Source organism: Fontivita pretiosa, assembly GCF_050410795.1.
GTDB classification, from domain to species: Bacteria; Planctomycetota; Phycisphaerae; order Tepidisphaerales; family Tepidisphaeraceae; genus Fontivita; species Fontivita pretiosa.
Genome location: NZ_CP191258.1, coordinates 4,637,836 through 4,662,853 on the forward strand (window position 1 = coordinate 4,637,836; position 25,018 = coordinate 4,662,853).

Consider the following 25,018-nt stretch of genomic DNA (forward strand, 5'->3'; position numbering starts at 1 on the left):
GCGTACCCTGCGTACATTGGGGGGTATCGGAGGCCAGCCTCGCACCGTTTAGCAGTTGGTAAGGGATTCCGATTATTCGGGCGGCGGGTTGCCGCCTATCATCCCGACGATGACGAAATCGACGGATGTGGCAGTGGTCGGGGCCGGACCGATCGGGCTGGAATTGGCCGTGGCGCTCAAGAAACGCGGGGTGGATTACATTCACTTCGACGCCAACCAGATCGGCTACACCATCTCCTGGTTCGCCCCGCAGACTCAGTTCTTCAGCTCCAACGAACGCATCGCCATCGCGGGTGTGCCGCTGCTGACCCCCAATCAAGCCAAGGCCACACGCGAGCAGTACCTGACGTATCTGCGCGGCGTGGTTCAGCAGTTCGATCTGAAGGTCAACAACTACGAGCCGATCATCGACATCAAACGCGACGGGGAAGGATTCGTGCTGACTTCACAGCCGCGCGGCCGAAGTCCACAGTTGTATCGCTCGCGCAGGCTGGTGCTATGCACCGGAGGAACCAATCGCCCACGCCGATTGAATATCCCCGGCGAAGATCTGCCCCACGTATCCCACTACTTCGGGGATCCGCACACCTACTTCCGCACCAGCGTGCTGATCGTCGGGGGGAAGAATTCAGCGGTGGAGGCGGCGCTGCGTTGCTATCATGCCGGAGCCCGGGTCGCGCTCAGCTATCGCCGCCAGACGCTGCCCGAAAAGAGTATCAAGTACTGGCTGCTGCCGGAGATCAATGCGTACCTGCGCAGCGAGCGGATCAAGGGTTACATGAACACCCGGCCAGTGGCGATCACCCCGACGCACGTGGTTCTGGACCGCGACGGCGAACGGGTCGACGTGCCGGCGGATTTTGTGCTTCTGCTGGTCGGCTACGAGCAGGACAACACGCTGTTCAAGCTGGCGGGCGTGGAATTGCGCGGAAGCTGTGCGGCGCCGGTCTACGACGAACGAACGATGGAGACGAACGTGCCGGGGCTGTACGTGGCCGGCACGGCGGTGGGCGGCACGCAGGAGAAGTTCACCGTCTTCATCGAAAACTGTCACGTGCACGTGGACCGGATCGTCGCCGCCCTCACCGGTGGCGCTCCGCCGCCCCAGCGCATCGCCGAGCCCGTGATCGAGCAGCCGGAGAGCTGATCCTGCTGGTGTTGAGATGAGCGATAACAGCCTACTTGGTCTGGGCGCCGCGATGCCGCTGAAGCCGGACAGCAGCCCGGCCAACGAGTACGTGATGATCCAGCGCCCGCTCCAGCGTGTACTGGCCTTCACGGGGCGCACGATCGACGATGTGATCAACGACCCGATCGCGCGCAACGAAGTGATCGGCTACTACAAGCTGTATCGCTGGGTGCAGCGCGAGTGCGAGGTCATCGATCTGGAACGCCAGTGGAACCCGCTGGGGGGATGAATCTCTCCGGGTCGCGCCGTGCCGCAACGTGATCGGGGGAATCTTCTGCGCGATCTGCGGCCGGCGAGGTGGCGGGCCGTGTCGTCGGCGCAAATCCTGCGTAAGATGTCGGCACGCGGTGCGCGTGGGTTGACCTGTGGCGCCCGCGCGCAGCGCCGCCGACGGACGCAACGGCCAACACGGAGATCAACATCCATGCTTGAAACCCTGAAACGGCAGTATGAGATTCCCGGCATCGTTCGCATCGAGCCGGGCAACGGCGGGTTGACCAGGCTGGTGATCACCAGCCCGCAGGCGGCGGCAGAAATCTACTTGCACGGGGCGCACGTGACGCGCTTCGAGCCGGCGGGTCAGCGGCCGGTCTTGTGGATGAGTCGCTCGAGCTGGTTCGAGCCGGGCAAGCCGATCCGCGGCGGCGTGCCGATCTGCTTCCCGTGGTTCGGTCCAAAGCCCAACGACCCGGCCGCGCCGACGCATGGCCTGGTTCGACAGCGCGAGTGGACGCTCGAATCGGTCCGACATGATTCGGCCGCGGGAACCGTCGTGGCCACGCTGTCGTTGCGATCGGATGCATCGATGCGCGCCATCTGGCCGGGGGATTTTCTGATCCGGCACATTGTTACGGTCGGCCCATCACTTCAGATGCGACTGGAGGTCACGAACACCTCGACGCAGCCGATCCGTTTCGACGAGGCGTTGCACACATATCTGGCGGTTGGCGACATCAGGCAGGCGTGGGTTGAGGGTCTGGGCGGCGCGACGTACCTCGACAAGGCGGGTGGACAAGCAACGCATCGCCAGCAGGCTGAGTCGCAGATCCGCTTTACCGGCGAGACCGATCGCGTGTACTTCGACACGCAGGCGACGTGCGTGGTGCATGATCCGCAGCTCCGCCGCAGGATTCAGATCGAAAAGACCGGATCCAACGCCACGGTGGTGTGGAATCCCTGGATCGCCAAGGCCAAAGCGATGCCGGATTTCGGGGATGATGAATGGCCGGAGATGGTGTGCGTGGAGACCGTGAACGCATTGAAGCACGCGGTGGAGCTGCAACCCGGCCAGACGCATGCGATGACGGCGAAGGTTACGGTTCTGCCGTGAGCAGCACGATGCCGGCGACGACCATCGCAACGGCGACCCATTTTCGCGGAGACATGACCTCGCCGAGGAACAGCCATCCCAGCAACACCGCGATGACCGGCGCGAGCGTGAAGGCGATCGGCTTGATCTTCGAGATCGGCCCCAGGTGCAAGGCGCCGTAGAAGCAGAGCATTCCAGCAGCGCCGGCGACCAGTCCCGAGCCGACGATCAGCTTTGTGAGAATCGATGCGTCGGCACCGAGCCAGTCGCGCGGCTCCAGGGCTTTGGCTTGCACGAACACGGTGTAGACGATCCACAGGATCGGAAGGGCGACGGTGGATCGGACAGCGATGGCGGTCAGTGGTCCGACGCGGCCGCTGTGCAGCACCTGTTTGGTAAAGAACTCCCCCACGCCCCAACAGATTCCCGCCAGGATCGCCAGCATGATTGCCTTCATCTTCCGAAGCGTAACTTGCGGGGTGGAGGGCGACAAATCCTCAGTGGCGACTGTTGCTCGGGGATCGGTTGGATGCGGCGCGAGGCGGCAGGATCGGCTATGATCCACTGCTGAGGCGCGTCTGTCCGCGAACATGAACAGGCCGGTCACAACCAGATCGCGTCGTCGGCGACGTGTTCTGCTGGCGATGGGTTTTCTCAGCCCCGAGCGTCAGGCGGGGATCGTGCGCTACGCGCGGCAGGCGGGGTGGATCGTGGACTGGTCACTGCCTCGGTACCACGCGGTGGGCGAGGATCAGCAGTACCTGCACGCCAGTCAGTACGATGGGGTGCTGGCGTTGTGCTCGAAGGCGTCGCCCTGGCTGCCGGAGTTGTTGCGAAACTTCACGGTTCCTGTAGTGGATATGTGGTCGGATTATCCGCAGGAGCCGTTTCCGCGTGTGCTGCTGGACAACGTGGCGATCGGGCGCGCTGCGGCGAATCACCTCTTGTCGCGCGGGTTCAGGAATCTGCTGTTCTACACGCATGCGATCGAGGCCAAGGCCGCCGAGGCGCGATACGAAGGCTTTGCGCAGGCCGCGCGTGCTGCCGGGGCGGAGGTTCGGCAACTGAATTGGGATCATCGCGCGGGTCCCAGGGGTCGGCAGGCGCGCGCCGCGTGGCTGGCTGGATGGCTGAGCCGGGCGGAGCTTCCCCTGGGCGTGATGGGATCCAACGATCCGATCGCCTGCGAAGTTCTGGAGGCGGCGGAACTGGCGGGACTGGCGGTGCCGGGACAGGTGGCGGTGATCGGGGTGGACAATGATCCGGCGGTGACGGAGCTGGCGTCGGTGCCGCTGAGCAGCGTCGATTCAGCACGTGAGCACGCCGGGTATGCAGCGGCGGCGCTGCTGGATCGGTTGATGAATGGTGCGGCGGCGCCCGGCCAGCCGATCCTGATTCAACCCGGGCCGGTGATCGCGCGACGCTCGACGGATGCGCTGGCGGTGCGCGATCCGCGGGTTGCCGCCGCCATCCAGTTCATCCAGGATCACTTTCACGAGCCGATCACCGCCGAGCAGGTTGCCGCCGGGGCCGGGGTGTCGCGGCGGTGGCTTCAGAGCCGCATTCTGGTTCATACCGGGCGGACCATTCATCAGACGATCACCTGGCAACGAATCGAGCATGCCCAGAGACTGCTGGTCGGCACGCGCATGAAGATTCAGCTTGTGGCCAGCCAGTGCGGCTTTGGAACGGGCGAGAATCTGTGCAAGGTGTTCCATCGTCGGGTGGGCATGACTCCTCAGCAGTATCGCGAGCGATACTTGAGCTCGGAGGCGCGGTCCGGGGTCATCGACGCCGGCCTGCCGGATCGGACAGATGAATTGCCAAAAATGCCAATGCAACTCCCATGACGCGATGAGTAATGTTTCATGGCATTGCACCTTCATCTTTCAGGAGCAATTCCATGTCTCATCAGTCGAGTCGGGGGCGCATGGCATTTACGCTGGTGGAACTGCTTGTGGTTATTGGAATTATTGCCGCGCTGATCGCGCTCCTGCTGCCGGCCCTGAATCGCGCCCGCGAGGCGGCCCGCCGCGCGATGTGCGCCAATAACCTGCGGCAGGTCCATCAGATGCTCCAGATCTACGCCGTCCAGTACAAGGATGCGACCCTGATCGGAAACGCCAGCAGCCAATACCAGAACAACTACACCCTGTGGTGGCGTACGGATCCCGAGCCGGCGCAGATGGGGCTGCTGTATCGGGCGAAGCTGACGGGTTCGGGGCAGGCGTTCTATTGCCCATCCAATATCAATCCCCAGCACCAGTGGAACAACGAGATGATCAACCCCTGGTGCGACCGCCAGCCGACCGGCTCGGGCGGGGCCAACACCCGCATGGCGTTTTCCACCCGCCCGATGTGGCGCTGGGGCGGAATCCGACCCCAGGTCGTGAACAATCCGGGTCATCCGGAGCACAACCCCACCGGCGCGTTCCCACGGCTTTCGAAGTACAGGAACAAGGCGATCCTCTCGGACATCACCTCGTCGTGGCAACGTGTGCTGGCGCAGAACCACGCCAAGGGCATCAACGTTCTGTACGGTCATGGCGGAGTCAAGTGGGTGCCGGTGGATCAGTTCAAGACGCCGCTGATGCAATGCGCCGACACGTTCAGTTCATCCTACAACCCGCAGCAGCGTGAGGTGTGGGAAGCGCTGGACCGATTCTGATTCGCCGGTTGTGGCAGATCGAGTCAGCAAAGTGATGGTCGCATCGCACATTGAGACGAGGTCACCATGAGCAGACGGGGTTCGAGGCGGATGCTCGCAATCGCGGTGCTGGTGTGCGCGTGTCTGATGGGCCACGGCGCACGGGCTCACGTTGCCGCCGATGGCTCGGCTCGGATCACCTGCGACTTTAATTCCGATTGGCGGCTGTTCGTTGGCGATGCGGGCGGCGCGCAGGATCCGGAATTCGACGACAGCGGGTGGAAGCCGGTGACGCTGCCTCGCGCCTGGAACGAAGACGATGCGTTTCGCGTGGATATCCGTGAGCTGCCGACCGGAATCGCCTGGTACCGCAAACGCTTCACGCTGCCTGATTCGGATCTGGGCAAAAAGGTCTACCTGGAGTTCGAGGGGGTGCGTCATGTGGCCGACGTGTATCTCAACGGCCAGCACGTCGGCCGCCACGAAAACGGCGTGATGGCGTTCGGGATGGACCTGACCGGGCTGATCCGAACCGGGCAGCAGGCGAATGTGGTGGCGGTGCGGGTGGACAACGCCTGGGACGTGAAAGAGAGCGCCACCGGCACTCCTTTCCAGTGGAGCGACCGGAATTTTTACGCCAACTACGGCGGGATCAACAAGCGGGTGTGGCTGCACGTTGCCGACAAGTTGCACCAGACGCTGCCGCTGTACAGCAACCTGGGCACGAGCGGGGTGTACGTGTATGCCGACGACATCGACGTGCCGGGCAAGTCCGCCACGATCACCGCCGAAGCCCAGGTCCGAAACGACCACGACTCGCCGCGGACGTTCACGTTTCAAGTGCTGCTTGGCGATTTGAACGGCCATGAGCTGGCCCGTTTTGCCGCCGATGCGCCGCTTACGCTGCCGCCGGGACAAACCACCACCGTTCGCGCCAGTGCCCGAGTTGGCGGGCTGGAGTTCTGGAGCTGGGGTTATGGACGGCTCTACGACGTCAAGACCATCCTGATTGTGGACGGCAAGCCGATCGACGCGGTGCTCACCCGGACCGGTTTTCGCAAGACGCAATTCGGCCAGGGCGTGGTCACGCTCAACGACCGCGTGATTCACCTCAAGGGATACGCCCAGCGCAGCACCAACGAGTGGCCGGCACTGGGGACCAACGTGCCGGCGTGGCTGAGCGACTTTTCCAACGGGCTGATGGTGCAGGGCAATGCCAATCTTGTTCGCTGGATGCACGTCACGCCCGGCAAACAGGATGTGCAGAGCTGCGACCGGGTGGGGCTGATGCAGGCGATGCCGGCGGGCGACAGCGAACGGGATCCGGGTCCCGGGCGGCGCTGGCAGATGCGCCTGGAGCTGATGCGCGACGCGATCATCTACAACCGAAATCACCCCAGCATCATTTTCTATGAGGCTGGCAACGCCGGCATCGCCGACGAGCGGATGGCCGAGATGATCAGCCTGCGCGACCAGTACGACCCGCACGGCGGACGGGCGATGGGCTGCCGGAACATGCTGGGCAGCAGCGTGGCGGAGTACGGCGGCGACATGCTGTACGTCAACCGCAGCCGCAGCAAGCCGCTGTGGGCGATGGAGTACAGCCGCGATGAGGGGTTGCGAAAGTACTGGGATGAATTCAGCCCGCCTTATCACAGGGATGGTGACGGCCCGCCGCACCGCGGCCAGCCTGCCCACGCCTACAACCGCAACCAGGACTCGCACGCGCTGGAGAATGTCCGCCGATGGTTCGACTACTACCAGCAACGCCCCGGCACGGGCGAGCGGGTCAATGCTGGCGGGGTGAACATCATCTTTTCCGACACCAACACTCACCATCGCGGCGCCGAGAACTACCGCCGCAGCGGCGAGGTGGATGCCGTGCGCCTGCCCAAGGACGGCTACTTTGCCCATCAGGTCATGTGGGATGGCTGGGTCGAGCCGGAGAACCCGCGGATTCATATCATCGGGCACTGGAACTACGCCCCGCAGACGCAGAAAGACGTTTTCGTCGTCAGCAGCGCGCAGAGGGTGCAACTGCTGCTGAACGGTCGCAGCCTGGGCTTCGGGCAGCAGAGCCACCGATTCCTGTTCACGTTCAAAGACGTGAAGTGGGAGCCGGGCGTGCTTCAGGCTGTCGGCTTCGATGCTGCCGGCAGGCAGGTCTGCGCCGATCAGCGCCGGACGGCCGGCGAGCCGGTCGCGCTGCGGCTCACGCCGCACACCAGCCCGACGGGCATGCGTGCCGACGGAGCGGACGTGGCGTTGTTCGATGTCGAGGTGGTCGATGACAAAGGCAACCGTTGCCCGACGGCGCTGAACCCGATCCACTTCGAATTGAGCGGCCCGGGGGAGTGGCGCGGGGGCATCGCCCAGGCGCCGGACAACGGCATCCTCGCCAAAACACTCCCGGTGGAGTGCGGCATCAATCGGGTGATCGTCCGCTCAACCACCACCGCTGGCACCATCGTGCTCACAGCCGCCGCTGACGGACTGAAGCCGGCGACCGCGTCGGTGCAGACCAGGGCGCTGGCGGTCGAAGGCGGGCTGGGGCGAGAGCTTGTCGGCCAGGAGCTGATCCCGCGGTTCAGTCGCGGCCCCACACCGCCGGGGTCGTCGGTCACTGCGGTGCGGCAGAGCCTGCATCCCGATCGCATCGTGGTTGGATCCAACCAGCCCGATGCGCCCAAGCTGACGGATGACAACGAGGCATCAGCCTGGACCAGCGATGAGCGGCTGGAGCGTGCGTGGGTGCAGTTCGAGTTTGACCAGCCCCGGCAAGTGAGCCAGCTCGTGCTGCGGCTGGGTTCGTGGCGGACGACGTCGTGGCCGCTGCGCGTTTTCGCGGACGGGCAGGAGGTATTTGCCGCCGTGGCGCCGGCCACGGTCGGGTATACCACGCTTGAGATTCCGCCGACTTGCTGCCGCAGCGTGCGGCTGCAACTTGCCGGCAGCCCCCGCGCGGGCGGAAACGCCGAACTGGTCGAAGTCACCGGCCAGGCCGACACGCACGGCGGGGACAACCCCCGGGCAACGGGCAAGCTGGTGATTCACGAAATCGAGCTGTTCAGCGCGCTGCCGACGGCGACATCGCAGCCTTCGGACCCGGCCGGGCAGTAGTCTCGGCAGAGGCCGGTTCTGTCGAGCCACCCTCGCCTCGTTGGATTGAATGAATCTGCCCGAGCTACTTTCGCGTGGCGGTCAGGACGCGGTCGTTGCCGGCGTGGTCCTTGAGGATTCGCACGTCGGTGAAGTCGGGGTGCTCGCCCGCCATCGCCAGCGCCGCTTCGCCCTGGTCGAAGGCGATCTCGAGGAACACTCGTCCGCCCGGGCGCAGCCGGGAGCCGGCGCCGCCAAGGATACGGCGGTGAAAGCTGATGCCATCCGGCCCGGCGTCCAGCGCGATCATCGGCTCATAGTCGCGAACGCTGCGGTCTAAAGTGGGGATCTTGTCGCTGGCGATGTAGGGCGGGTTGGAGACGATCAGATCAAACGGTTCCTGATCGACATGCCCGGCGAGCGGCTCGAACAGATCCCCCTGGAGAAGCAGGACCCGATCCGACAGCCCGAGCCGCTGGATGTTCTGCTGCGCCACCGCCAGGGCTGCGGCACTGATGTCGGTGGCCACGACCGTGGCGTGTTTGTGGTGATGGGCGATGGCGGCGGCGATGCAGCCGCTGCCGGTGCACAGGTCCAGCACTCGCGGGGTCTCGAAGCCGGCGGTTCGGCGGGCAAGCTGAAGCACGTGCTCGACCAGCGTTTCGGTGTCCGGGCGCGGGATCAGCACGTCGGCGGTAACACAGAATTCCAGGTTGAAAAAGTGCGCCTTACCGGTGAGGTATTCGATCGGTTCCTGCTCGGCGGCGCGGCGGACCAGCTCGCGGAATCGGGCCAATGCCGGCTCATCCAGAACCCGCTCGTAGTCGGTATAGAGCTTGATCCGCGGCACATCCAGCACGTGGGCCAGAAGCATCTCCGCCGAAAGCCTGGGCGGATCCACCTGCTTTCGCGCGAAAAAGGCGCTGGTCCACTCCAGAAGTCGCCGAACCGTCCATGTCTGTGCCGTGCCCGCTTGCGACATCGCCTTGGCGCGATTGTAGAAACCGCCTGCGGGCGTGACAACCGCGGGGAGTTGACATTGCCCGGCTGATGGGCAAAAGTATTTCATCAGGAACTGCCGGTGATCGTAGCTCAGTTGGTAGAGCGCCAGGTTGTGGTCCTGGATGTCGCGGGTTCGAATCCCGTCGATCACCCTTAAGCTTGCGGGCAGAGGAGTGAGGACACGGAGCCTGAACAGGCCTGCGTCTTCGTTCTTCTGCCCTTTGCATTCTGCTTTCGGCCTTGTTCTCATGCTCACCAAGCGAATCATCCCCTGCCTGGATGTGGATCGTGGACGGGTGGTCAAGGGATACAAGTTCTTCAACCATGTCGATGCGGGCGACCCGGTCGAACAGGCCAGGCGCTACCAGGAGGACGGGGCTGACGAGCTGGTCTTCTATGACATTACCGCCAGCCATGAGGGGCGCCAGATCATGGCCGACCTGGTCGTCAAGGTCGTCGAACAATGCTTCATGCCGCTTTGCGTCGGCGGGGGGATCCGAACCCTCGACGATGCGACGCGGCTGATCCAGGCGGGGGCGGAGAAGGTCAGCGTCAACTCGGCTGCGGTGAAGAGTCCCAAACTCATCACGGAGATTGCACGGAAGTTCGGTTCGCAGGCGGCGGTGCTGGGACTGGACGCCAATCGCGTCTGGCGCGACGGCATGGAATATTGGGAAGTCTACATCAACGGCGGGCGCGTCAACACGGGCATCAAGGTCATGGACTGGGTCCGCCAGGCGCAGGCGCTGGGCGCAGGGGAGATCGTGCTGAACGTCATGAACGCCGACGGAACCCGCGAAGGCTACGACGTGGAGATGACGGCGGCGGTGAGCGACGCGGTGCATATTCCGGTTGTCGCCAGCGGCGGGGCCGGTTCGCCTCAGCATATGCTCCAGGTGCTTACGCAGGGCCGCGCCGACGCAGCGCTGGCGGCCAGCATTTTCCACTTCCGGCAATACTCGGTTGGGGAGGTCAAGCAGTATCTGGCGAGAAACGGCGTGCCGGTACGGCTGCTGTGACGATGCCCTGGACAGGGCAGGCGCGGGTGCGTGGGAATCTGGTAAGATGCCGGGTTTGACCGGTCCGTCCAGTCGCGTCGCGCATCACGAGGTCGCTGCCATGCTGCAACCACACCAGTCCGGTTCCGCCGAGCGGGCCAAGCCAGTGTTGGAGACGTTGGATCCGGCCGCCGCCGATGCCGCCGGGGCGGTCGGCGGCGCGGTGGCGGGGGCCGGGGGGGTTGGGCTGGCTGTGCCGGCGCCGGACGGCTCGCAGCCCGGTCAGGTACGCGGCTCGGGCGCCGGCCCCGGCGGCACGCAAGCGGCGCCGTTTCAGCAGATCGGCCCGTACAAGCTCCTGGAGATGATTGGCGAAGGCGGATTCGGCACCGTCTGGGTGGCCGACCAGCAGCACCCCGTCCGCCGCCGAGTCGCCCTGAAAATCATCAAGCCGGGCATGGACTCGCGGGTGGTCATCGGGCGATTCGAGCAGGAGCGGCAGGCGCTGGCGATCATGGATCATCCCAACATCGCCAAGGTGCTGGATGCCGGCACAGCGCCCGACGGCAGGCCGTACTTCGTCATGGAGTACGTCGCTGGCGAAGCCATCACCGACTACTGCGACCGCCAGAACCTGAACATCCGCCAGCGGCTGGAGCTGTTCATTTCCGTCTGCGAGGCGGTTCAGCACGCGCACACCAAGGGGATCATTCATCGCGACATCAAACCCAGCAATATCCTGGTGACCCTGGTGACCGGATCGCCAACGGTAAAGGTGATCGACTTCGGCGTGGCCAAGGCGGTCAACCACGTGTTGACCGACAAGACGATCTTCACCGAGCACGGTCAGGTGCTGGGCACGCCGGAATACATGAGCCCCGAGCAGGCGGAGATGGGCGCGCTGGACATCGACACGCGCAGCGACGTGTACTCGCTGGGGGTGGTGCTGTACGAATTGCTGACCGGCGCGCTGCCTTTCGAGCCTCGGGACCTGCGAAGCAAGGGATACAACGAGATCCAGCGGATCATCCGCGAGGTCGATCCGCCCAAGCCCAGCCAGAGGCTGCGCTCGCTGGGGGGCAAATCGGTAGAGGTGGCCAGGCACCGTCACACGCGGGTCGAGGAGCTGGAGCATCAACTCCGCCGGGAGCTGGAGTGGATCCCGCTCAAGGCGATGCGCAAGGAGCGGGAACAGCGCTACGCCACGCCGATGGCGCTGGCGGAGGATATCCGCAATCACCTGTCGGGCCGGCCGCTGGTCGCCGGGCCGGAGTCGGCCATCTACCGCGCCCGCAAGTTCGTGATGCGCAACCGCGTGAAGGTGACGGCGGCGGCGGTGGTGCTGCTGGCGGTGCTGGTGGGGGCGGTGCTGTCCACGATCGGCTTCGTCCGCGCCGCACGCAACGCCGACATGTACCGCCGGGAATACGCCCGAGCCAATACCGAGGCCAGGCGGCTGTGGCAGATCAACCGCTTCACGACATCGCTGCTGTCCAACGCCAGCCCGATGGCCGGGGAGCGGCGCGACGTGACGGTGCGCGAATTGCTCGATGGTGCCGTGTCGCAGCTCGACGCCGGGGCGCTGAAGGATCAGCCCCGCATCGAGTCGGCGGTCCGGGCGACGCTGGCCGAGACGTATCGTTCCCTCAGCCAGTTTGCCGCCGCCGAACGCGAGTGGCGACGGGCGCTGGAGCTGGAGCGCGCCGCCGGTGGCATCAACAGCGCCGAGGCGGCGGTGGCGCTGGCGGGTCTGGGAGCCGTGCAGCTCGACACCGGGCGCATCGACGAAGCCCAGCAGTCCCTGGATTCCGCTTTGTCGGTGCTGCGCGGATCGCTGCCGCCGGACGACGTGCGCATCGGCGACGTGCTGGCCCACCTGGCGCTTCTGGCCGACGCGCGCGGGCAGTACCGCCAGGCACAGAACCTGCACCGCCAGGCGCTGGCCATCTACCAGAAGAATCCGAACGACACACCGCGGCTGGCCGACGGCATGACCAACCTGGCCACGAGCCTGCACCGCCTGGGCGACAATCGACAGGCGATCGAGCTGGCGCAGCAGGCGCTTCAGATGCGCCGCAAACGCTGGGGTACGCGCGCCAGCGTCGATGTCTGGAACAGCCTGAGCAACCTGGCCAACATGCAGGAGGCCGACGACGACCTGTCCGCCGCCGAGCAGAGCCGCCGCGAGGCGCTGTCTCTGGCTCGCAGCCTCGTGGATGAGAAAAACCGCATGACGGTTCTGAGCCTCTCGAAGCTGGCCAGAACACTGTGGCTGCGAGGTAGCAGCGCCGCCTCGCCGGATCCATCGGCCCTGGATGAAGCCGAACAGCTTCAGGCAAAGGCGCTGGAACTGGCCGTGGAGGTGGATGGGGAAAAGAGCCTGGCGGTGGCGCAGGGTTTGGATCTCCAGGCGTGCATCGCGCGGGACCGGGGACAACTGGATCGCGCCGTCGAGCTGTTCCGCAAGGCTCTGGAAGTCCGTCGGCAGCTTCAGCCGGAAGATCATCCGGATGTGGCAGGCGAGATGTCGCAACTGGCCGATGCGCTCAGCCGTGTGGCCAGCAGCCGTCCTGAAGCCGCCCCCGACAACGCCGCCGCCAGCGAAGCGATCGAACTGGCTGGCCGGGCGTTGGAAATCCGCACCCGCGTGTTCGGGCGCGATCATAGTCTGACGTGGAACACCACCAGCATCCTGGGCGGCGCGTACACCGCGGCGGGGCAGTTCCAGCAGGCCGAGCCACTGCTGTTGGATGCGTTCAAGGGTCTACAGGGCGGTTCGGTGCTGGGCAAGCGGTTGCGAATCGAGGCGGCGGGGCGATTGGCCAACCTGTATGAGAAATGGGGCAAAATGGAGCAGGCTGCGCGATGGCGCGGGCAGCGCCAGGCTCTGATCCACCCGGCCGCGACTCAGCCGTGACCGGTCGATCCGCTGTGCATCAAAATCAGCCCCGGGCAAACTGCTCGCTCGGTCCGTTTCGACACTTTTGCCAAGATTCCTCATTGGCAATCAGTGTATCGGGGTATAATGCCCGCCGGATTACACTGCCGTTTTACCGGAGGGAAGTCACGTGCCCAGTCGCTCGGGAACGCAAGCGGGATCAGCAGCACGCAGCATCGCGTTTGTTCTGGCGCTGATTGCGCTGGCGGGCAGCGCGCGCGGGGTGATCACCGTGACCTCGACGGTGGAATTCAAGGAAGGGGTGCGCGCCCAGGCGGTCATCGCCGACGCCACCGGGATTTTGCCCCCCGGCGGCAGAGCGCCTTTCAATGCCATCGCGATCAAGCAGGTGATGGCCGACATCATCATCCGAGACGGCGAATTCAGCGATGCGTTGCTGGTTCGCAAGCGTCAGTTGACGGCGGCGGAGGCGTGGGGCTCCGGCTTGCCGCTTGGCTACACCTTCCCGCCGCCCACCGACCCGGAAGGACCATGGCAGGGACTGGTCTGGCCTTATCGCGACCAATATGACTACTTTGCCGGCCCGAATGATCCGCTGGGCGATGACGTGGGGCAGTTCTTCCAGGACGGATCGATTTACGGTTTTGGCAGGATTGCGGGCATCGTCCGAGGCGGGCCGACCGATCCGGAAGCGGGCGGCGGGGATGTCAATCGCCTGCTCCGCGGCATCACCGGCAACGGGCTGAGCGGACCGGCGACCTACTTCATGCTGGATATCCAGCCGCTTGCCGGGCCTGCGGACCGATTCGTCACGCTGGAGATTGTCAACGCGCACGCCGTCGTGGTTCAGCAGGATCAGGCCACAGGCGCCTACAGCGAGCTGACGGTGCCGATCGCCGATTTCCAGACCCGCCTTCAGCTTCCTGAGCCGGGCAGTGCCGCGGTGCTGGGGCTGTTGCTGGCGCTCATTCCCGCACGTGCCCGTCGCCGGTGACAATCCACTTGTAGGTGGTCAAGTCCGCCGCCCCCATCGGTCCGCGGGCGTGAAGCTTGTCGGTACTGATGCCGATCTCGGCGCCCAGCCCGTACTCTCCGCCGTCGGCAAAACGCGTCGAGGCGTTCACCATCACGCTGGCGGAATCGACTTCGGTCACGAAGCGGTTGATCGACGCGATGGACGCGCTGAGGATGGCGTCGGTGTGGTGACTGCCGTGCGTGTTGATGTGCTCGATCGCCTCGTCAAGCGAATCGACCACCTTCACCCCGACGATGAGCGCGAGATATTCGGTATCCCAATCCGCCGGTTCAGCGGCTTTGGCGGCGGGATACAGCTTGCGGGCGCGTTCATCCGCTCGGATTTCCACCCCCCTGGCTGCCAGGTCGGAGCACACCTTCGGCAGCAGCGATTCGGCCACGTCCCGGTGGAACAGGATGTGTTCCACGGCGTTGCAGACCGCGCCGCCGGGATAGCTGGTCTTGGCGTTGACGCACACTTCGCGGACTTTGTGCTCGATGGCATCGGCGCCGGCATCGACATAGATGTGGCAGTTGCCGGTGAAATGCTTGAGCACCGGGATGGTGGATTCGGCCACGACGGCGCGGATAAGGCTTTCCCCGCCGCGGGGAATCACCAGGTCGATGTAGTGCTCGAGCTTGAGGATGATGGGGACCAGGGCGCGGTCGGGATTGTCGATGAACTGCACGGCGTCGGCCAGCTCCGCCAAGGCCGGCTCGCTGATCAGCGCGTTGCGGATGAGCTGGACAATGGCGCGGTTGGAGTGCAGCGCCTCTTTTCCGCCACGCAGGATGATCGCGTTGCCGCTTTTGAGGCACAGCGCCGCGGCGTCGGAAGTAACGTTTGGTCGCGACTCGTAGAAGAACAGCACCACGCCGATGGGGACGCGTCGTTTCTCGATCCGCAGCCCGTTAGGACGGAAGTAGCCTTCGATCGTCTGTCCAACCGGATCAACCTGCGCCGCGATCTGCTCGACGCCGCTGGCCATCGACTCGATGCGGCGGTCGTTGAGTTTCAGGCGTTCGATCAGTGCCGGAGCGAGCTTGGCGGCCTGTGCCGCGGCGATGTCCTGCTGGTTGGCGTCGAGCAGGGCCTGCCGATGTTTGCGGATGGCGTCGGCGATTCGCCGCAATGCCTGCGCGCGGGTGGCGCCATTGGTGCTGCCCAGTCGTGAGGCTGCACGCCGGGCCCTGATAGCCAGTGTCTGAACGTAATCCACAAGTTCCTGTTGGCTCATCGTGTCTCAATCGCCATTTACTTCGGGCCTATCGCGAGTTCGCGGTTTATCCCGAGCTTGCAGTGGTCCGGCTCCATTCCGCTCACCAGTGCCAGCTACCGCTCCGCCGGAAGCTCCACCAGCTTGTAGTCGAACGGCCTGGCGGCAAACTCGGGATCAACGCGGACATCTTCGGCGCCGCGGGGGAACTCGAATCGCAGCCGCCCGCTGCGCGGCTCGCCGGCGGGAAGGTCCGCACGGGATACCTCCAGCCATGCCTTGGGTTTGGGCGAATCCTCCTGCTGGAGGAACTGGATCTGCTCTGGCGGGCCGATGATCGGCACGTTCGGAACCGTCGGAGCACACTCGACCTTGTACGCGGCCTGAAGGTTCTGCTGCATTCCGATGTAGACATTGATCACCGGATAGACCCAGCGTACATCGGCGTCGCGAACCTGGATGGTGGCCTTCACGGTGGCCGGCATGAAGCTGATGCTGTCGGCCGCCGGACCCGCCAGGGCGACGAGCTGAGCCCGTGGCAGCGACAACCGCACCGGCACCTTGTCGATGGTGTGCGAGCCGGGATCATCCAGCACCCCCGACTGCGACAGGTCGGCCACCACCGTCAATCCACCGGGCTGCTGCTTTTCGATTTCCTCGATGACGTGACGCGGCGCCCGCACTGTCACGCGCGAAGGCTCGAAGATCGGCGTGCCGACCAGGTTTGTCACGTCCGGCGGCGGCTGCACGTCCAGGCTCCGCTCGACGTACACGTCCACGAACACCGGCAGCCTGGCTGGACTGCACTTGCCGATCGTCACGCCGCTGCCGGCGAACACGCGAGTCGAGGCCAGCAGTGCCGCGGTATCCAGTTCATGAATCTGCCCCGGAGACAGATTGGCGTCGTCGATCGTGATCACCACCGACGGCGTGCCATTGCGCAGCATAACTTTCTGGCGGATCTCCTCGAGCCTGCCCTTGGGTCCGCTCAGGTCGGCGATGACGCTGGTATCCACCATCCGCCTCAGCTCCACGTAGCGATCCGTGATCGTGCTGATGACCTGAACGGGAATCTGCTGCTGGTCTATCCGGTCGATCTGCTCGCGCTCGGCGTAGATCCAGATGATCAGCGTCAGCGGCGCCAGCCAACTGAGGGTTTTGAGCCCGGCGATGAAGTTCTCGCGGGTGAGGCTGCGCTGGGTCCAGCGCTGCCAGCCGTGAAGCTGCCTCGCCAGCCACTCGCGGGCGCGTCGGCGGGGATCGCCGGGCAGTGCCGCAGGCGATGGCCTGATCGTGCTTCGCGGACCATCCGGGCCAAGGGTCATGCCGCCTCCCGGATCTGAGGGACCTTCTTTTCCTGCACGCCCAGCAGCTCGCTGAGCATTCCGCGCAGCGCCTCGGGAGTGAGCTTTCGCATCAGCACGCCGCGTTCGGCGATCGAAACATCCCCGGTCTCTTCGGAAACCACCAGCACCACCGCGTCCGACTCATTCGACAGCCCCACCGCTGCACGGTGCCGACTGCCAAGCTCACGCTCAAGGGTTCCTTCCTCGGCCAGCGGAAATTGCACTCCCGCGTAGGCGATCTTGCCCTGGCTGATGATCACGCCCAGATCGTGCAGCGGAGAGTTCGGCCAGAAAATGGTGTTCAGCAGGGCGGCGGACAGATCGGCGTTGATGCGCGTGCCGGTTTCCGCGATACCACCCAGCCCTACTTCACGCTCGATCGCGATCAGGGCGCCGATTTTCCGCTTGGAGCAGAAGGTGGCGGCCATCACCAGTTGCTCGATCTCCTCATTGAGCTGGTTGGACCATCCGCGGAACAGGCGTGTTTCGCCCAGCCGCATCAGCGCGCGGCGCAGCTCGGGCTGGAAAACGACGATGACGGCGATCGAGGCGATGCCCAGGAACTGTCGGAACAGAAACTCCAGGCGATACAGCTCCAGCGTCGAGGCCAGCAATCGCACGACCAGGTAAAGCCCGATCAGCACCAGGGCGATACCGCGCAGCAGCCGCGCGCCGCGGGTGCCGCGCAGAAACCGCATGACCCAGTACACCACCGCGCCGATGATCAGCAGCTCGATGAGAATCTGCCACCACGCGTATGCGCTCCAGGCACGAAGCAGACTGCTGAGGTTGGGAAACTGTTCAAACATCCGAAGCCCGCGGCGATGCCACCGCCCGGCGAACTATATCGCCAAAATGCCTTGCCGACCATCGCCGCCAGGGCGGCAATGCCCGCCGGCACGTTAGAAATACCCGCCGATGGCCGTCTTGAACACAGATCGGCTATTCGAGGATCGCGCGAATCATTTTCACGACCTGGACCATCGGTCCGACATCATGGACACGCACGATGGCCGCTCCGTTGGCCACGCACCACGCAACCGTCGCCGCCGTCCCGAACAGCCGCCGCGATGGCTCGCTTTCGCCGGTGATTCGCCCGATGAAGCTCTTGCGGCTGGTGCCCACGACCACGGGCCGGCCAAGCACGGTCAGCTCCTGGAGCCGCCGCAGCAGCTCCAGGTTGTGCTCGACGGTCTTGCCGAAGCCGATCCCCGGGTCAATCAGGATCTTCTCCGGCTCGATGCCACAGATGCCCGCGGCGATGATCCGCTCGTTGAGGTAGCCGGATACTTCGGCGGTTACGTCCTGGTAGGTCGGGTTGACCTGCATGGTTTTCGGACGTCCCAGCATGTGCATCAAGATCACCGGCGAGCGGCGACGCGCCGCCAGCGGCAGCATCTGCGGATCGTCGCTGCCGGCGGAGATGTCGTTGATGATGTAGGCGCCGGCGTCCAGCGCCGCCTCCGCCACCGCCGATCGTGTCGTGTCGATGCTGTACACCACCGGCAGGTCTTTGCCGGACAGCGCCTGAAGAACCGGCACGACTCGGCGGATCTGCTCCGGCTCATCCACCGGATCGGAACCCGGACGCGTCGATTCCCCGCCGATGTCGATCAGGTCGGCGCCCTCGGCGGCCATCTGCTCGGCGTGGGCGACGGCGGATTCGACGCTGGTGTATTGCCCGCCGTCGCTGAAACTGTCCGGCGTGACATTCAGCACGCCCATAACCAGCGGCCGGCGGTCGGGGTTCAGCAGCCAGGCATCAAATTCCTTGCGGTTCATGCGCGATTTCGAGAAATCATTTGCCGCCTTACTTCGATTGTATACCATGGGGGGCTTGCCGGAGACGCCGTTATGAACCTGGTTCAGGACTTGCGGAAGGTCGTTCTGCCCGGGCTGGCGATCATGATCGTCGGCGGACTGTGGACGCTGGCCGCGTACAAGGCCGAGCTTGACCGCGGCCTGCCGTACTTCGGCCCCGAACCACGAATCTGGCAGGATCCGCGGGATACGCGCACCGCCGAGATCCCCGGCCCGCGTTACTGGGCGGCGGAATCCCCGGACGAACCGCTGCGTACCTATCCCCTCTGATTGCGGCATCGGGCGAAGTTCACCCAACTCCATGCGGCTCAGATTCAGCTCGAGGCCCGATCAGGCCGCGCGGGCAGCACGGCGAGCAGGCGAGCGATCTGCTCGACGATCGTCGCCGGCTCGGACATCCGCCCCGGGCCGACGTTGCGGCACGCCAGCCAGCCTTCTTCCGGGCCGATGAAGCGGTAGCCATGCTTCTGGAGTTTGGCGACGTTCTCCTTCGTGATCGGATTTTCCCACATGCGGTTGTTCATCGCGGGCGCGAAGATGACCGGGCAGGCGGCGGCGTTGATCATCAGGCTCACCAGATCGTCGCACAGCCCGTGGGCGACCCTGGCGATCATGTCCGCCGTCGCCGGCGCGACCAGCATGAGGTCGGCCTGCTCGGTCAGCCCGATGTGCTGGGGGTCGGACGAATCGGGCAGGTCGAATGTGCTGGTGCGCACGGGCCGGCCGGAAAGCGCCTGGAACGTGAGCGGGGCGACGAAGCGCTGTGCCGCCTGGCTCATTACCACCGTCACACCCGCGCCCTGCTGAACCAGCCGGGAGACGACCTCCGCCGTCTTGTATGCCGAGATTCCGCCGCAGACCGCGACGATGATCTCGCGCCCCGCCAGCGCCGGGTTGGTGCTCTGCTGTGACATGCGATCAACGAAATCCGCGATGACCGTATCACGCCTTGTGGCTGCCGCCTCATCGCGTCTTGGAAAGCTGCTCCGGCGGGACCAGACCGCTGGCTTCGTAATCGATGGCGATCTTGTCCTGGAGGATTTCCTGGATGACCACCTCCAGGTCGGTCATGTTGGGCTTGCGTTCCACCAGCGGACGGGCGCCTTCCATCAGCTCCAGCATCCGCTTCTGGATCAGTGCCGTCAGCTTGAACCGACCACCAACCTTGTTCACGATCTCGTCGCTCTTCAGTGCCTGAATCATAGTTTGCTCAGAAGCCTGCGGGACTCTTCTTGTGTCGGATCAGGCGGGCGATCTCCTCCACCGCCCGATCCACATCGTCGTTGATCACCATGTCGTCGAATGCACGGCTGCCCTTGGCCATCCAGATCTCGCGCTTGGCGCCGCGGAAGCGTTTTTCCATCTGCTCCGGCGTTTCGCGGCCACGCTCGCGCAGCCGCTGAAGCAGGCTGGCCTGGTCCGGCGGCATGACGAAGATCATCAATGCATCAGGGTACTGGAACCGCACCTGTAGCGCCCCCTGAACGTCGATCTCCAGCAGCACATCCTCGCCGTTGGCCAGATAATCCAGCGTCGGATGCTTGGGCGTTCCATAATAGTGATCCCAGACAGAGGCATATTCCAGGAATTCGCCCGCCTCGAGACGGCGGAAAAACGTCGCCTCGTCCAGGTACTCGTACGTCTTGCCCTGATCGTCCTTTTCGCTGCGCGGGCGTGTGGTGGCGCTGGCGATGTACTTCAGGTGCATCCGCTCGGCCAGTCGGCGCGAAATCGTGCTCTTGCCCACGCCGGATGGGCCAACCAGGACAATCAGAAGCCCACGCTGTGGTGAATAGCCGCTCATCTGTATCGCCAATATTCAATGACCCGCACAGGTCATCGCTCACTCCACATTCTGCACCTGTTCCTTCAACCGATCGATCGCGCCCTTGATCTCGACAATATGCCGCGCGATCTGGGCGTCGTTGGCTTTGCTGGCGATCGTGTTCGCCTCGCGCAGCATCTCCTGCGTGATGAAATCCAGTTTTCGCCCGGCATGTTCTCCAAACCGGCAGGCGTGCTCGAAGGCCTCCAGATGGTGCCTCAGCCGCTGGATTTCCTCGCAAATATCGGCTCGCTCGGCAAAAACCGCCACTTCCTTGATCAGCTCAACCTCATCGACTTTCAACTCCGCCTTGCTCAACAGCAGGTTCACGCGCTGGCTGAGGCGTTTGTGGTAATCCTCGATGACCGATGGCGCGCGTTTGGCGATCTCCGATAAGTTATCGGCGATCAGCTTCGTATGCCGCATCAGGTCCTCGAACAGCGATTGCCCCTCGCGGCGGCGCATGGCTTCCAGCTTGTCAATCGCCTGCGCCGTGAGCTGACGGATCACATCCCCGTGTCGCGCGATCTCGTCACTCTCGTCGCGCGGCTCTTGACAGACCCCGGGGAGCTGGAGCAGGCTGGCCAGATCGATCTGCACCATCCCGTTCAGTCCCCTGATCTGCTGAAGCTGCTGAAGGTAGGCCTCCAGCGCCTTGGTGTTGATATGATACGCCGCCTCGGCGCTGTCCAGCCGCATCTTGAGGATATAGGTGATCGACCCGCGCACCAGCCGCTCACGCAGGATGGTTTCGATCTCCGGTTCCAGCCCCTGAACGTTCTCCGGCAGCTTGATCACCGGCTTGAAGAAGCGGTTGTTCAGCGAACGAATCTCGACGGAGTAGTGGGTTCCGTTTCGTTCTGCGGCGGCGTCACCGAAGCCGGTCATGCTCGTGATCATGCGCCAGGGTCCTCGCGTGCAGCCTCATCGAGCCATCAGGGTTGCGTCGTCGCCGCCGGGGACGTTGACGGCGCCGCAGTGGAGGGCGACGTCACATCATCGGGGATCAAAGGCGTCTGGGCGGCGGGGGTGGCGGCGCCCGGTGGCAGCCGCGGGGCACTGCGCGCGTTGGCCAGCAGGTTCAACCCCATCGCCAGCAGCAGAAAGATCCCGAAGACCACGCTGGTCGCCCAGGTGAGCACGTCGCCGGTCTTGGAGCCGAAGGCGGTGTTGCCCCCCGCGCCGCCGAACGCGCTGGAAAGCCCGCCGCCCCGTCCCTTCTGAATCAACACCAGCAACATCAGAAACGTGCAGACGATGATGAACAGCACCATCGTGACGTAGAAAAAAAAGTCGAGCATGGCAACTCCGAACGTTGCATGGGCCTGAAGCCCGCGCTACTTCGCCGCGTTCACGATCGCCAGGAAGCTGTCGGCCTTCAGGGATGCGCCGCCGACCAGCCCGCCGTCCACATCCGGCTGGCTGAGCAGGCCCCTGGCGTTCTCCGGCTTCATGCTGCCGCCGTACTGGATCCGAACCCGATCGGCAAAGTCTTTGTTCCATCGCCGGGCGATGAAGCCGCGGATGAAGCCGTGGACCTCCTGAGCCTGCGCTTCGGTGGCATTGCGTCCGGTGCCGATCGCCCACACCGGCTCGTAGGCAATCACCAGCCGCCGGGGATCGTCCGTGCTGGCGGGGTTGATCTCCTCGAGCTGCGCCTGGACGACGGCGAAGGTCTGCCCGGCGTCGCGCTGCTCGATCTTCTCGCCGACGCAATGGATCAGCGTCAGCCCCGCGGCGTAAACCGCCGCCGCTTTTTTGGCCACCAGCTCCGGCGACTCACCAATGATATGCCGCCGTTCGCTGTGCCCGGTGAGCACGAAATGCACGCCCAGGTCTTTAAGCATTTCGACGGATATTTCACCGGTAAAGGCGCCGTTTTTCTCGAAATACACGTCCTGGGCGCCCAGCAGCAGGCTGGAACCTGCAATGGCCTGGCCGACGGCGTCCAGGTAGACGAACGGCGGCGCCACGCCGGTCTCCACTCCCGCCGGCGCGCCGCGGGCCACCGCCCTGGCCAGCTCGATCGCCGAGGCGCGGTTCGTGTTCATCTTCCAGTTTCCGGCAACAAACTTCGTTCTGGACATTGGATTCCTTCATCATCGATGACAGGCCGACCGGACAAAGGGGTGAACAGGCCAAATACGTTGCGCCTGGTCATGTACCCTGTCGGCCTGTCAGGCTCTGGTCTATCGGTTCACAGATTCATGCCGCCGCAGGCTCGCGCGCTTCCTCGAATTCCTTGCCGACGATTGCGGCGATCCTGCGCAGTTGATCCATCATCTCGATAAACGTTTCCGGCAGCAGCGCCTGCGGCCCGTCGCACTGGGCTTCGGCGGGGCAGTAATGGCATTCGACGATGATCCCGTGCGCCCCGGCCGCCAGTCCCGCCGCCGCCAGCGCCGGAACGTAATCGCGCTTTCCGGCAGCGTGGCTGGGATCGACGATGATCGGCAGGTGCGTCAGCTTTCGCGCCACCGGAATCGAGCTGATGTCCAGCGAATAGCGGATGCTGTCTTCAAACGTCTTGATTCCGCGCTCGCAGAGAATCACGCCGCGATTGCCCTGGCTGAGCACGTATTCGGCACTGAGCAGCCAGTCCTTGACGCTGGCGGCCAGACCGCGCTTCAGCAGCACTGGTTTTCGCGTTTTGCCGACCTCGCGGAGCAGGTCGAAGTTCTGCATGTTGCGGGCGCCGATCTGGAACATGTCGGCGTAGCGCTCGATCAGCTCAACCTGCCGGGTGTCCATCACCTCGGTGACGATGGGCATGCCCAATTCATCCCCGCAGTCACGCATCCACTTCAGCGCCTCTTCGCCGTGGCCCTGGAAGGAGTAGGGCGAGGTTCGTGGCTTGAACGCCCCGCCACGCAGAATCGTGGCTCCGCCGCCGCGCACCTCGCGCGCAATGCGGTTGAGCATCGCCTGATTTTCGACTGCACAGGGGCCGGCGATGCAGACCGCGTGTGTCCCGCCGACGCGCACCACCGGCACGCTGCCGCCTCCGACCTCCACGACGGTGTCGTCGTCGTGGAACTCCCGGCTGGCCAGCTTGTAGGGCGCCATGATCGGCAGGACTTTTTCCACGCCATCCAGCGAGGCCAGATGGTTCTGATCGAGCTGTCCTTCCTCGCCGACGGCGCCGATGACGGTTCGGAACTTGCCCTGGGACAGGTGCGCCCGGCTGCCCATGCGCTCGATCTCGCTGACCACGCGTTCGATGGCCTGGCGCGGCGCGTCGGGATTCATCACGATGATCACGGTACAGCAACTCCTGCTAAGGCCAGCGGAAATCGCCAATTTCGATCGAACCGCTCCGAAATCGGCAGTCCCGTAGTCTAAGGCGCACGCGTCGGATTCACAAGCACACGCACAACCCGCAAGACACGGGCGCGCGGAACCTTATGGGATGAAGCTCGACATCCGTCACTCAATCGGTATGGGCAGCACAGGCGCGGCAAGGTCCGGGAAACGGGCCGCACAGAACGCACAAACGCTTCAATCAGCCTGCGATTGTAAAGTCGGACTCGCTTCGCTCCGATCACGATTCACGGCGACGTTGGCGGGGCGCGCCGAGCAGGCATTTCGCCGGACAGCAGGGAGCGAGGCATGGGAAACCGTTTGACAGTGGCGGCGGCGCTGGTGAGCAGCTTGGCAGGGGCGGGGCAGACCTGGGCGCAGGCACCGGAGACGCCCGAGCAGCGGATGGCCAGGCTGGAAGCGAGGGTGCAAAGCCTGGAATCGGAGCTGCGCGCCTACCGTGACGCGGCCGGGGCTGCTCAGAAGCAATACGACGCGCACCGCGACGCCGCCATCGCCGACGCCGTGGAAAAGGTCCTGGCCGATGCGCAACGCCGCTCCAGCCTGCTGGCGACCAGCGGCGGGGCGCGGGTCGGGTATGCCGGGGGCTTTTTCCTTGCCGATCAGGACAACAAGTTTCAGGCCAGGCTGAACGGCCTGCTTCAGCCGCGATTCATTTACAATCACAATGATTCCAGCTCGGAGGACAACGACGAGTTGGGCTTTCAGGTTCAGCGGTCGGAGCTGTACCTGACGGGCAACGCCTTCAGTCCGCAGGTTTTCTGGCAGTTCAGCGGTGGATTCAATAACTCCAGCGGCGGGTTCAACATCGTCAGCGCCTACGCAGGATATCAGTTCAGCAAGACCACCGAAATCCGCGCCGGCACGTTCAAGCCGCCATTCCTGATCGAGGAGTTGACCGCGGCGGGACGACAACAGGCCGTCGAGAGATCATTCCTCAACAGCATGTTCACGGCGGGCACCAGCGAAGGCGTCCAGGGGCAATACGCCAGGGAGCACTATCGCATCGCGGTGATGGTGCACGACGGCACGAATGCGACCGCGACGAACTTCGCCTCGGACAAGACCGACATCGGGATCGTGGCCCGCGGCGAGTGGAAGCTGGCCGGACAGTGGTCGCAGTTTGCGGACTTTCAGGGCTGGAATGACAGCGCGTTTGCCGCGCGGCTCGGGGGCGCGGTGGATTACGAAGTCGGCGAGACCGGCGACGGGTCGGACAACCCCGACTTTGTCAAGTACACCCTGGACCTGACGGTCAAATCGGGTGTGGCCATTTTCTGTGGGGTGAGGTAAGAGATAGGCGGCTCCGCCTTTAACGGCAAGGAGGCCGC

The 25,018-nt window shown here is 64.5% G+C and carries 24 protein-coding genes and 1 tRNA gene; 12 read left to right on the forward strand and 13 right to left on the reverse strand.

Annotation, left to right across the window (positions count from 1 at the left end; all coding sequences use genetic code 11):
• Positions 1–109 precede the first annotated feature (109 nt).
• From ACQS5P_RS18740 to ACQS5P_RS18750, 3 genes are all read left to right on the forward strand, one after another.
• A complete protein-coding gene (locus tag ACQS5P_RS18740; protein WP_428938144.1) occupies positions 110–1,147 on the forward strand; it encodes an NAD(P)-binding domain-containing protein in 1,038 nt (345 codons plus the stop codon).
• A 16-nt stretch (positions 1,148–1,163) separates the two neighbouring features.
• Positions 1,164–1,418 (forward strand): hypothetical protein, encoded by a 255-nt coding sequence (locus ACQS5P_RS18745; protein ID WP_428938145.1) that lies wholly within the window; start codon positions 1,164–1,166, stop codon positions 1,416–1,418.
• A 195-nt stretch (positions 1,419–1,613) separates the two neighbouring features.
• Positions 1,614–2,519 (forward strand): D-hexose-6-phosphate mutarotase, encoded by a 906-nt coding sequence (locus tag ACQS5P_RS18750; RefSeq protein ID WP_428938146.1) that lies wholly within the window; start codon positions 1,614–1,616, stop codon positions 2,517–2,519.
• On the opposite strand, the gene ACQS5P_RS18755 is transcribed toward ACQS5P_RS18750, so the two are convergent.
• Positions 2,503–2,955, reverse strand: a complete 453-nt coding sequence (locus ACQS5P_RS18755; protein ID WP_428938147.1) for an EamA family transporter — start codon at positions 2,953–2,955, stop codon at positions 2,503–2,505. The two genes, ACQS5P_RS18750 and ACQS5P_RS18755, sit on opposite strands and share 17 nt — an antisense overlap.
• A 133-nt stretch (positions 2,956–3,088) precedes the next feature.
• On the opposite strand from ACQS5P_RS18755, the gene ACQS5P_RS18760 reads away from it, so the two are divergent.
• The 3 genes from ACQS5P_RS18760 to ACQS5P_RS18770 all read left to right on the forward strand — a co-directional run bounded on the left by ACQS5P_RS18760 (position 3,089) and on the right by ACQS5P_RS18770 (position 8,265).
• Positions 3,089–4,348: a substrate-binding domain-containing protein gene (locus tag ACQS5P_RS18760; RefSeq protein WP_428938148.1), complete on the forward strand. Its 1,260-nt coding sequence runs from the start codon at positions 3,089–3,091 to the stop codon at positions 4,346–4,348.
• Between the two features lie 53 nt (positions 4,349–4,401).
• The gene (locus ACQS5P_RS18765; RefSeq protein ID WP_428938149.1) at positions 4,402–5,166 is read left to right on the forward strand and encodes a hypothetical protein; all 765 of its coding nucleotides are present in this window, start codon (positions 4,402–4,404) and stop codon (positions 5,164–5,166) included.
• Between the two features lie 126 nt (positions 5,167–5,292).
• Positions 5,293–8,265: a sugar-binding domain-containing protein gene (locus ACQS5P_RS18770; RefSeq protein ID WP_428941046.1), complete on the forward strand. Its 2,973-nt coding sequence runs from the start codon at positions 5,293–5,295 to the stop codon at positions 8,263–8,265.
• A gap of 64 nt (positions 8,266–8,329) precedes the next feature.
• Here ACQS5P_RS18770 and prmC read toward each other — a convergent pair whose 3' ends face one another.
• Entirely contained in the window at positions 8,330–9,226 is an 897-nt protein-coding gene (gene prmC / locus ACQS5P_RS18775) for a peptide chain release factor N(5)-glutamine methyltransferase (RefSeq protein WP_428938150.1), read from the reverse strand.
• A 99-nt stretch (positions 9,227–9,325) separates the two neighbouring features.
• On the opposite strand from prmC, the gene ACQS5P_RS18780 reads away from it, so the two are divergent.
• From ACQS5P_RS18780 to ACQS5P_RS18795, 4 genes are all read left to right on the forward strand, one after another.
• Positions 9,326–9,398, forward strand: a tRNA-His gene (locus ACQS5P_RS18780).
• A 96-nt stretch (positions 9,399–9,494) separates the two neighbouring features.
• On the forward strand, positions 9,495–10,265 hold the full coding sequence (gene hisF / locus ACQS5P_RS18785; protein ID WP_428938151.1) for an imidazole glycerol phosphate synthase subunit HisF: 771 nt from the start codon (positions 9,495–9,497) through the stop codon (positions 10,263–10,265).
• 100 nt (positions 10,266–10,365) lie between these two features.
• The gene (locus ACQS5P_RS18790; RefSeq protein ID WP_428938152.1) at positions 10,366–13,161 is read left to right on the forward strand and encodes a protein kinase domain-containing protein; all 2,796 of its coding nucleotides are present in this window, start codon (positions 10,366–10,368) and stop codon (positions 13,159–13,161) included.
• 151 nt (positions 13,162–13,312) lie between these two features.
• On the forward strand, positions 13,313–14,137 hold the full coding sequence (locus ACQS5P_RS18795; RefSeq protein WP_428938153.1) for a hypothetical protein: 825 nt from the start codon (positions 13,313–13,315) through the stop codon (positions 14,135–14,137).
• On the opposite strand, the gene ACQS5P_RS18800 is transcribed toward ACQS5P_RS18795, so the two are convergent.
• From ACQS5P_RS18800 to folP, 4 genes are all read right to left on the reverse strand, one after another.
• The gene (locus ACQS5P_RS18800; RefSeq protein ID WP_428938154.1) at positions 14,109–15,395 is read right to left on the reverse strand and encodes a glutamate-5-semialdehyde dehydrogenase; all 1,287 of its coding nucleotides are present in this window, start codon (positions 15,393–15,395) and stop codon (positions 14,109–14,111) included. The genes ACQS5P_RS18795 and ACQS5P_RS18800 overlap by 29 nt on opposite strands.
• 95 nt (positions 15,396–15,490) lie before the next feature.
• A complete protein-coding gene (locus ACQS5P_RS18805; RefSeq protein WP_428938155.1) occupies positions 15,491–16,699 on the reverse strand; it encodes a hypothetical protein in 1,209 nt (402 codons plus the stop codon).
• Positions 16,696–17,529 carry a diadenylate cyclase CdaA gene (gene cdaA / locus ACQS5P_RS18810; protein WP_428938156.1) on the reverse strand — a complete coding sequence of 278 codons (834 nt, stop codon included), beginning with the start codon at positions 17,527–17,529 and terminating at the stop codon, positions 16,696–16,698. Before cdaA ends, ACQS5P_RS18805 begins: the two co-directional genes overlap by 4 nt.
• Positions 17,530–17,662: 133 nt before the next feature.
• Complete coding sequence (gene folP, locus ACQS5P_RS18815; protein WP_428938157.1) at positions 17,663–18,502, reverse strand: dihydropteroate synthase; 840 nt, start codon at positions 18,500–18,502, stop codon at positions 17,663–17,665.
• A gap of 72 nt (positions 18,503–18,574) precedes the next feature.
• Between folP and ACQS5P_RS18820 the strand changes: the two genes are divergently transcribed.
• Entirely contained in the window at positions 18,575–18,811 is a 237-nt protein-coding gene (locus ACQS5P_RS18820) for a hypothetical protein (protein WP_428938158.1), read from the forward strand.
• Between the two features lie 44 nt (positions 18,812–18,855).
• On the opposite strand, the gene coaBC is transcribed toward ACQS5P_RS18820, so the two are convergent.
• From coaBC to aroF, 7 genes are all read right to left on the reverse strand, one after another.
• The gene (gene coaBC, locus ACQS5P_RS18825; protein WP_428938159.1) at positions 18,856–19,455 is read right to left on the reverse strand and encodes a bifunctional phosphopantothenoylcysteine decarboxylase/phosphopantothenate--cysteine ligase CoaBC; all 600 of its coding nucleotides are present in this window, start codon (positions 19,453–19,455) and stop codon (positions 18,856–18,858) included.
• A 49-nt stretch (positions 19,456–19,504) separates the two neighbouring features.
• Entirely contained in the window at positions 19,505–19,744 is a 240-nt protein-coding gene (locus ACQS5P_RS18830) for a DNA-directed RNA polymerase subunit omega (protein WP_428938160.1), read from the reverse strand.
• 7 nt (positions 19,745–19,751) lie between these two features.
• Complete coding sequence (gene gmk / locus ACQS5P_RS18835; RefSeq protein ID WP_428938161.1) at positions 19,752–20,345, reverse strand: guanylate kinase; 594 nt, start codon at positions 20,343–20,345, stop codon at positions 19,752–19,754.
• Positions 20,346–20,384: 39 nt separating this feature from the next.
• The gene (locus tag ACQS5P_RS18840) at positions 20,385–21,266 is read right to left on the reverse strand and encodes a YicC/YloC family endoribonuclease (protein ID WP_428938162.1); all 882 of its coding nucleotides are present in this window, start codon (positions 21,264–21,266) and stop codon (positions 20,385–20,387) included.
• A 35-nt stretch (positions 21,267–21,301) separates the two neighbouring features.
• Positions 21,302–21,667 (reverse strand): preprotein translocase subunit SecG, encoded by a 366-nt coding sequence (gene secG / locus ACQS5P_RS18845; RefSeq protein WP_428938163.1) that lies wholly within the window; start codon positions 21,665–21,667, stop codon positions 21,302–21,304.
• 36 nt (positions 21,668–21,703) lie between these two features.
• Positions 21,704–22,453, reverse strand: coding sequence for a triose-phosphate isomerase (gene tpiA, locus ACQS5P_RS18850; protein ID WP_428938164.1), 750 nt, complete (start codon positions 22,451–22,453; stop codon positions 21,704–21,706).
• A 118-nt stretch (positions 22,454–22,571) separates the two neighbouring features.
• A complete protein-coding gene (gene aroF, locus ACQS5P_RS18855) occupies positions 22,572–23,627 on the reverse strand; it encodes a 3-deoxy-7-phosphoheptulonate synthase (protein WP_428938165.1) in 1,056 nt (351 codons plus the stop codon).
• A gap of 348 nt (positions 23,628–23,975) precedes the next feature.
• Between aroF and ACQS5P_RS18860 the strand changes: the two genes are divergently transcribed.
• The gene (locus ACQS5P_RS18860) at positions 23,976–24,980 is read left to right on the forward strand and encodes a porin (protein ID WP_428938166.1); all 1,005 of its coding nucleotides are present in this window, start codon (positions 23,976–23,978) and stop codon (positions 24,978–24,980) included.
• The last annotated feature ends 38 nt before the right edge of the window (positions 24,981–25,018 follow it).

What these genes read in the sequence shown, in the direction of transcription:
- coaBC (WP_428938159.1), bottom strand. Translation starts at nt 19,455, where the DNA reads ATGTCACAGCAGAGCACCAACCCGGCGCTGGCGGGGCGCGAGATCATC.
- folP (WP_428938157.1), bottom strand. Translation starts at nt 18,502, where the DNA reads ATGAACCGCAAGGAATTTGATGCCTGGCTGCTGAACCCCGACCGCCGG.
- tpiA (WP_428938164.1), bottom strand. Translation starts at nt 22,453, where the DNA reads ATGTCCAGAACGAAGTTTGTTGCCGGAAACTGGAAGATGAACACGAAC.
- ACQS5P_RS18765 (WP_428938149.1), top strand. Translation starts at nt 4,402, where the DNA reads ATGTCTCATCAGTCGAGTCGGGGGCGCATGGCATTTACGCTGGTGGAA.
- ACQS5P_RS18750 (WP_428938146.1), top strand. Translation starts at nt 1,614, where the DNA reads ATGCTTGAAACCCTGAAACGGCAGTATGAGATTCCCGGCATCGTTCGC.
- ACQS5P_RS18800 (WP_428938154.1), bottom strand. Translation starts at nt 15,395, where the DNA reads ATGAGCCAACAGGAACTTGTGGATTACGTTCAGACACTGGCTATCAGG.
- ACQS5P_RS18790 (WP_428938152.1), top strand. Translation starts at nt 10,366, where the DNA reads ATGCTGCAACCACACCAGTCCGGTTCCGCCGAGCGGGCCAAGCCAGTG.
- hisF (WP_428938151.1), top strand. Translation starts at nt 9,495, where the DNA reads ATGCTCACCAAGCGAATCATCCCCTGCCTGGATGTGGATCGTGGACGG.
- ACQS5P_RS18840 (WP_428938162.1), bottom strand. Translation starts at nt 21,266, where the DNA reads ATGATCACGAGCATGACCGGCTTCGGTGACGCCGCCGCAGAACGAAAC.
- ACQS5P_RS18740 (WP_428938144.1), top strand. Translation starts at nt 110, where the DNA reads ATGACGAAATCGACGGATGTGGCAGTGGTCGGGGCCGGACCGATCGGG.
- cdaA (WP_428938156.1), bottom strand. Translation starts at nt 17,529, where the DNA reads ATGTTTGAACAGTTTCCCAACCTCAGCAGTCTGCTTCGTGCCTGGAGC.
- ACQS5P_RS18745 (WP_428938145.1), top strand. Translation starts at nt 1,164, where the DNA reads ATGAGCGATAACAGCCTACTTGGTCTGGGCGCCGCGATGCCGCTGAAG.
- prmC (WP_428938150.1), bottom strand. Translation starts at nt 9,226, where the DNA reads ATGTCGCAAGCGGGCACGGCACAGACATGGACGGTTCGGCGACTTCTG.
- ACQS5P_RS18860 (WP_428938166.1), top strand. Translation starts at nt 23,976, where the DNA reads ATGGGAAACCGTTTGACAGTGGCGGCGGCGCTGGTGAGCAGCTTGGCA.
- secG (WP_428938163.1), bottom strand. Translation starts at nt 21,667, where the DNA reads ATGCTCGACTTTTTTTTCTACGTCACGATGGTGCTGTTCATCATCGTC.
- ACQS5P_RS18760 (WP_428938148.1), top strand. Translation starts at nt 3,089, where the DNA reads ATGAACAGGCCGGTCACAACCAGATCGCGTCGTCGGCGACGTGTTCTG.
- ACQS5P_RS18770 (WP_428941046.1), top strand. Translation starts at nt 5,293, where the DNA reads ATGGGCCACGGCGCACGGGCTCACGTTGCCGCCGATGGCTCGGCTCGG.
- ACQS5P_RS18820 (WP_428938158.1), top strand. Translation starts at nt 18,575, where the DNA reads ATGAACCTGGTTCAGGACTTGCGGAAGGTCGTTCTGCCCGGGCTGGCG.
- ACQS5P_RS18805 (WP_428938155.1), bottom strand. Translation starts at nt 16,699, where the DNA reads ATGACCCTTGGCCCGGATGGTCCGCGAAGCACGATCAGGCCATCGCCT.
- ACQS5P_RS18755 (WP_428938147.1), bottom strand. Translation starts at nt 2,955, where the DNA reads ATGAAGGCAATCATGCTGGCGATCCTGGCGGGAATCTGTTGGGGCGTG.
- ACQS5P_RS18830 (WP_428938160.1), bottom strand. Translation starts at nt 19,744, where the DNA reads ATGATTCAGGCACTGAAGAGCGACGAGATCGTGAACAAGGTTGGTGGT.
- gmk (WP_428938161.1), bottom strand. Translation starts at nt 20,345, where the DNA reads ATGAGCGGCTATTCACCACAGCGTGGGCTTCTGATTGTCCTGGTTGGC.